The sequence below is a fragment of the Pseudescherichia sp. genome (assembly GCF_031998825.1).
Lineage (GTDB): Bacteria > Pseudomonadota > Gammaproteobacteria > Enterobacterales > Enterobacteriaceae > Pseudescherichia.
Genome location: NZ_DAMACX010000093.1, coordinates 1 through 5,970, shown reverse-complemented (window position 1 = coordinate 5,970; position 5,970 = coordinate 1). Strand labels below are relative to the sequence as shown.

The following is a 5,970-nucleotide window of genomic DNA, read 5'->3' as shown; positions in this document are numbered from 1 at the left end:
GACCTTGCCAAGGTCGGGGTCGCGAGTTCGAGTCTCGTTTCCCGCTCCAAATTTTCTCTTCTGAATTAATTATCCACAGCGCAAACGCCTGCTGGCATCGTTTTATTTCCGTTTTGTCATATTCTTGTAAACAGAGTTATCCACAAGGCTACCTCCATCTCCCCCTGCGCTTAAATGTTAACAATGTAAATAATATCTTCTTAACCTTATGAATTTTAATAATAAAATATTATTACAGGATGTTAATGCGATCGCTTGACGAATTTTTCAGTGTTGAATCGCAATAGATTTTTATTTTTATGCACACCCTGTGGAAAGCTTAGGCGTCCCGCGGGAGCCCTTTTTCGATCACCCTGACCAGCCTTAACTTCTGCGGGAGCTGTACCTCAACCACGCAGGCATTTCGCTTCTCAATCTGCTGCGCAATCGCCCACTCTATGTGCTCATCCAGAAGTGGGTGCTCACCCCGGCGTTGTTCCAGCGCCCGAATATTGGCCTCATCCCAGGGGGCATTGCCCAGCGCGACCGCCACATTACGCAGCCAGCGCAGGTGACCGATGCGACGAATGGCCGACCCCTCCGTGACCTTCAGAAAATGCGCCTCGCTCCAGCCAAACAGTGCGATCAGTTCCGGGGCGTGTAACGCCTTACGCGGGCTAAAATCCTCTTCGTCTGTAAGCTGCGAAAAACGGTTCCATGGGCAGATCAGCTGGCAGTCATCGCAACCGTAGATGCGGTTGCCAATCAGCGGCCGGAACTCGGGGGGTATCGATCCTTCCAGCTCAATCGTCAGGTAGGAGATGCAGCGCCGGGCATCGACGGTATAGGGCTCAACGATCGCCCCGGTGGGGCAGATGGTCATGCAGGCCACGCACTTCCCGCAGTTCTCCTCAACAGGCTTGTCGACCGGCAAGGGGAGATCGATCAGCAGTTCGCCGAGGAAAAAGAACGAGCCCGCCTCGCGGTTAAGGATAAGTGAGTGCTTACCTGTCCATCCCAGGCCAGCTTTTTCCGCCAGCGGACGCTCAAGCAGCGGCGCGGAGTCAACAAAGGGTCTAAAATTCAGCGAAACGCAGTGCTGCTGGATAGTTTCACCCAGTTTTTTGAGGCGGTTGCGCAGGAGCTTGTGGTAATCACGGCCCAGGGCGTAACGGCTAACGTAACCGAGCGCAGGATTTTTTAGCGTGCTGGCAAAGGCGGCATTGGCCGGGAGGTAGTTCATGCGCACGCTGATCACCCGCAGCGTGCCGGGTAACAGCTCATGCGGCCGGGCGCGCATCATGCCGTGACGCGCCATCCATGCCATTTCGCCATGATACTGCTTATCCAGCCATGCCTGGAGTTTGGGTTCACTGGCGCTGAGATCGGTATCGGTGATGCCGACCTGTTGAAACCCCAGTTCGGTGCCCCACTGCTTAATGTTTTGCGCTAGCTGATTGAGATCGAGGGGCTGTGACATGACGGACCATACGTTGAAAAGTAGACTGAATAAAAACCGTACCACTATACCACACTCTGTCTGGCCTGCGCAGGCGCTGCGCGAGGCAGAAAAAGAGGCGGCGGATAGCTTAGGGATTACGCTGTTTGAACTGATGCTGCGGGCAGGAGAGGCGGCCTTTCGCGTAGCGCGCGCTGCTTATCCGCACTCGCGCCGCTGGCTGATCCTCTGCGGCCACGGTAATAACGGCGGCGACGGCTACGTGGTGGCGCGGCTGGCGAAGGCGGCGGGCATTGATGTGACGCTGCTGGCCCTGGAGAGCGATAAGCCGCTGCCGGAAGAGGCGGAGCAGGCGCGTACGGCCTGGCTGAACGCCGCCGGTGAGATCCATGCTGCGGATAGCAGCTGGCCGGAAGAGATCGATCTGATTATCGATGGCCTGTTGGGCACGGGCCTGACCGACGCCCCGCGTGAGCCAGCCGCGAGCCTTATTGCACGTGCCAATGCGCACGCCGCCCCGGTTATCGCTCTCGATATCCCCTCCGGGCTGAATGCCCAGACCGGTACTACCCCTGGCGCGGTAATCAATGCCGCGCATACGGTGACCTTTATCGCCCTCAAGCCTGGCCTGCTTACCGGGAAAGCCCGCGATGTTACCGGCATGCTTCACCATAACGCGCTGGGGCTGGAGGGGTGGCTGGCAGCGCAGGCGATCGCTATCCACCGCCTGGAGGCGTCGCAGCTTGCGCAGTGGCTGCCGCCGCGCCGCCCTACATCGCATAAAGGTGATAATGGGCGGCTGGTGATTGTTGGCGGCGATCATGGTACCGCCGGGGCGATCCGTATGACCGGCGAGGCGGCGCTGCGTGCAGGGGCCGGGCTGGTACGCGTGCTGACGCGCGTCGAAAATATCGCCCCGCTGATCGCCGCCCGTCCGGAGCTGATGGTGCATGAGCTAACGGAAAAGCTGCTGGAGGAGAGCCTTGAATGGGCAGACGTGGTGGTGATCGGTCCCGGCCTTGGTCAGCAGGCGTGGGGCAGAAAGGCGCTACAAAAAATTGAGAATTTTCGTAAACCCATGCTGTGGGATGCGGACGCGCTTAACCTTCTGGCAATCAATCCCGATAAACGTCACAATCGCGTAATCACTCCGCACCCTGGCGAAGCTGCACGTCTGCTTAACTGTAACGTTGCAGAAATTGAAAGCGATCGCTTACTTTCTGCTCAGCGTCTGGTAAAACGTTACGGTGGCGTGGCCGTGCTGAAAGGCTCAGGCACCATCGTAACGAGCGCAGACGAAATCGGCATCGTGGATGCCGGCAACGCCGGGATGGGCAGCGGAGGGATGGGAGACGTGCTCTCTGGTATCATTGGTGCCATGCTGGGGCAGAAGTTCTCTCTGTATGAGGCCGCCTGCGTGGGCTGTGTGGCGCACGGTGCGGCAGCTGACGACCGTGCGGCGCGTTATGGCACGCGCGGGATGCTGGCAACCGATCTTTTTTCTGCGCTGATGCGTGTTATTAACCCGGATGTGATTGACGTAGACCATGATTAATCGAGTGATCCCTCTGCCCGACGAGCAGGCAACCTTAACGCTGGGCGAGCGCGTCGCGCAGGCCTGCACCGGCGCAACCGTTATCTACCTGTACGGTGATTTAGGCGCGGGTAAAACGACCCTGAGCCGGGGCTTCCTGCAGGCGTTGGGCCACCAGGGGAACGTGAAAAGCCCAACCTACACGCTGGTTGAACCCTATACCCTCGATAAGCTGATGGTGTACCACTTTGATCTCTACCGCCTTGCCGATCCCGAAGAGCTGGAGTTTATGGGCATTCGTGACTATTTTGCCAACGATGCCATCTGCCTCGTCGAGTGGCCGCAGCAGGGTTCGGGCGTGCTGCCCGATCCGGATATCGAAATCCATTTAGAATACCAGGCCCAGGGGCGAGAGGCGCGCATTGCGGCCGTCTCCTCTGCGGGTGAGTCTTTACTGACGCGTTTGTAACTACGCATTTGTAACTACGCATTTGTAACTACAGGATGACGGGATGATCAGTCGCGTAAAATGCTGGGCCCTGGCAGCGCTGGTTGCGCTAAGCACGCAGGCCACCGCCGCAAGTCTGTCGGATATTCAGGTCTCCAATGGCGATGACCAGGCCCGTATCACGCTAAGTTTTATGGGCGATCCGGAGTATGCTTTTTCCCAGCAGGGCAAACGCAGCGTGGCGCTGGATATCAAACAGACCGGCGTGATTCAGGGCCTGCCGCTGCAGTTCAGCGGCAACAATCTGGTAAAGAGCATTCGCTCCGGGACGCCGAAAGATAACCAGTCGCTACGGCTGGTGGTCGATCTGACCGAAAACGGCAAGGCCCGGGCAGTAAAACAGCAGAATGGCGCAAACTATACGGTGGTGTTTACCATTGATGCCGATGCGCCACCACCCCCGCCACCGCCGCCACCGGTAGTGGCGAAACGCGTCGAGACCCCGGCAGTTGCACCGCGACCTGCTGAGCCTGCGCGTAATCCGTTTAAAAACGAAAATGACCGAGTGACCAGCGTCACCAGCAGCAATACCGTGACGCGTCCGGCCATGCGCGCCAGCTCTGCCTCGGGCGACAAGGTGATTATCGCCATTGACGCCGGACACGGCGGCCAGGATCCGGGCGCTATCGGCCCCGGCGGCACGCGTGAGAAGAACATCACCCTCTCCGTGGCGCGCAAGCTGCGCACGCTGCTGAACAGCGATCCGATGTTTAAGGGCGTGCTGACCCGCGACGGCGACTACTTTATCTCAGTGATGGGTCGGTCTGACGTGGCGCGGAAACAAAACGCCAATTTCCTGGTCTCTATTCACGCCGACGCCGCGCCAAACCGCGACGCCACCGGCGCATCGGTCTGGGTGCTCTCCAACCGCCGCGCCAACAGCGAGATGGCGAGCTGGCTGGAGCAGCATGAGAAGCAGTCTGAGCTGCTGGGCGGGGCGGGCGATGTGCTGGCGAACAGCCAGTCCGATCCCTACCTAAGCCAGGCGGTTCTCGATTTGCAGTTCGGCCATTCCCAGCGCGTCGGGTATGATGTCGCCACCAATATGCTCAGCCAGCTGTCGCGCATCGGCTCGCTGCACAAGCGCCGCCCGGAACATGCCAGCCTTGGCGTGCTGCGTTCGCCGGATATCCCGTCGGTGCTGGTGGAGACCGGGTTTATCAGCAACCGCAGCGAAGAGCGCCTGCTGGACAGCGACGACTATCAGCAGCAGCTGGCGGAAGCCATCTATGCTGGGCTGCAGAGCTACTTCCAGGCGCATCCGATGCAGTCATCGCCGCAGAGTGGTGGCGCACAGACAGCCAGCGCCGGATCGCCGGGGAACAGTTTTATTAACTAAGGAGATTTCATGCCGATTCAGGTCTTGCCGCCGCAGCTAGCGAACCAGATCGCCGCTGGCGAAGTGGTGGAGCGCCCTGCGTCGGTGGTGAAAGAGCTGGTTGAAAACAGCCTTGATGCGGGGGCAACCCGCATCGATATCGATATTGAGCGCGGCGGGGCGAAGCTTATTCGCATTCGGGACAACGGCAGCGGCATCGGTAAAGATGAGCTGGCATTGGCCCTGGCGCGCCATGCCACCAGCAAGATCGCCTCGCTGGACGATCTGGAGGCCATTGTCAGCCTCGGCTTTCGCGGCGAGGCGCTGGCCAGTATCAGCTCGGTGTCCCGACTGACGCTGACCTCCCGCACCGCCGATCAGCCGGAGGCCTGGCAGGCCTACGCCGAAGGGCGGGACATGGAGGTGACGGTGAAGCCCGCCGCCCATCCGCCGGGTACCACTCTGGAGGTGCTCGATCTCTTCTATAACACCCCCGCGCGCCGCAAGTTTATGCGCACTGAAAAGACCGAATTCGGCCATATCGACGAGGTGATCCGCCGCATCGCGCTGGCGCGCTTCGACGTTACGATCAACCTCAACCACAACGGTAAGATGGTGCGCCAGTATCGCGCCGTGCCGCCGGGCGGGCAGCGCGAACGCCGGCTGGGAGCGATATGCGGCCTGCCGTTTATGGAGCAGGCGCTGGCGATTGAGTGGCAGCACGGCGACTTAGCTATGCGCGGTTGGGTGGCCGATCCAAAAGCCACCACGGCGGCGCTGGCAGAGATCCAGTACAGCTACGTCAACGGCCGTATGATGCGCGACCGGCTCATCAACCACGCTATCCGCCAGGCCTGTGAAGACAAGCTGGGCGCAGATCAGCAGCCCGCGTTTGTGCTCTACCTTGAGATCGATCCGCACCAGGTCGACGTTAACGTCCATCCTGCCAAGCACGAGGTGCGCTTCCACCAGTCGCGGCTGGTGCATGACTTTATTTACCAGGGCGTTGCCAGCGTATTGCAGCAGCAGATTGCCGCGCCGCTGGCGCTGGCGGACGAACCCGCGCCGCGCCAGGTTCCTGAGAACCGCATCGCCGCCGGTAAAAACCAGTTTGCGCAGCCGCCCGTGGCCCGTGAACCGACCGCACCGCGCTACGCTGAGCCTGGCGCCAC

Annotated in this window: 6 protein-coding genes; 5 read left to right on the top strand and 1 reads right to left on the bottom strand. The window is 60.0% G+C overall.

Annotated elements, in window-relative coordinates; genetic code table 11:
- Window positions 1-212: hypothetical protein (locus RTP97_RS21060; RefSeq protein WP_312417083.1), on the top strand; the 212-nt coding region annotated here is incomplete at its 5' end.
- Between the two features lie 107 nt (window positions 213-319).
- Here the strand turns inward: RTP97_RS21060 and queG are convergent.
- On the bottom strand, window positions 320-1,459 hold the full coding sequence (gene queG, locus RTP97_RS21055; RefSeq protein ID WP_312212435.1) for a tRNA epoxyqueuosine(34) reductase QueG: 1,140 nt from the start codon (window positions 1,457-1,459) through the stop codon (window positions 320-322).
- On the opposite strand from queG, the gene nnr reads away from it, so the two are divergent.
- From nnr to mutL, 4 genes are all read left to right on the top strand, one after another.
- Window positions 1,458-2,993, top strand: coding sequence for a bifunctional ADP-dependent NAD(P)H-hydrate dehydratase/NAD(P)H-hydrate epimerase (gene nnr, locus RTP97_RS21050; protein WP_312417080.1), 1,536 nt, complete (start codon window positions 1,458-1,460; stop codon window positions 2,991-2,993). The genes queG and nnr overlap by 2 nt on opposite strands.
- A complete protein-coding gene (gene tsaE, locus RTP97_RS21045; RefSeq protein WP_312417079.1) occupies window positions 2,986-3,441 on the top strand; it encodes a tRNA (adenosine(37)-N6)-threonylcarbamoyltransferase complex ATPase subunit type 1 TsaE in 456 nt (151 codons plus the stop codon). Before nnr ends, tsaE begins: the two co-directional genes overlap by 8 nt.
- Window positions 3,442-3,484: 43 nt before the next feature.
- On the top strand, window positions 3,485-4,819 hold the full coding sequence (gene amiB / locus RTP97_RS21040; protein WP_312417077.1) for an N-acetylmuramoyl-L-alanine amidase AmiB: 1,335 nt from the start codon (window positions 3,485-3,487) through the stop codon (window positions 4,817-4,819).
- Between the two features lie 9 nt (window positions 4,820-4,828).
- The coding region (gene mutL / locus RTP97_RS21035) for a DNA mismatch repair endonuclease MutL (protein WP_312417074.1) at window positions 4,829-5,970 on the top strand (1,142 nt) is incomplete at its 3' end.

Bases quoted from the DNA above. Each gene is read 5' to 3' on its own strand.
- nnr (WP_312417080.1), top strand. From the start codon at position 1,458: ATGACGGACCATACGTTGAAAAGTAGACTGAATAAAAACCGTACCACT.
- queG (WP_312212435.1), bottom strand. From the start codon at position 1,459: ATGTCACAGCCCCTCGATCTCAATCAGCTAGCGCAAAACATTAAGCAG.
- tsaE (WP_312417079.1), top strand. From the start codon at position 2,986: ATGATTAATCGAGTGATCCCTCTGCCCGACGAGCAGGCAACCTTAACG.
- amiB (WP_312417077.1), top strand. From the start codon at position 3,485: ATGATCAGTCGCGTAAAATGCTGGGCCCTGGCAGCGCTGGTTGCGCTA.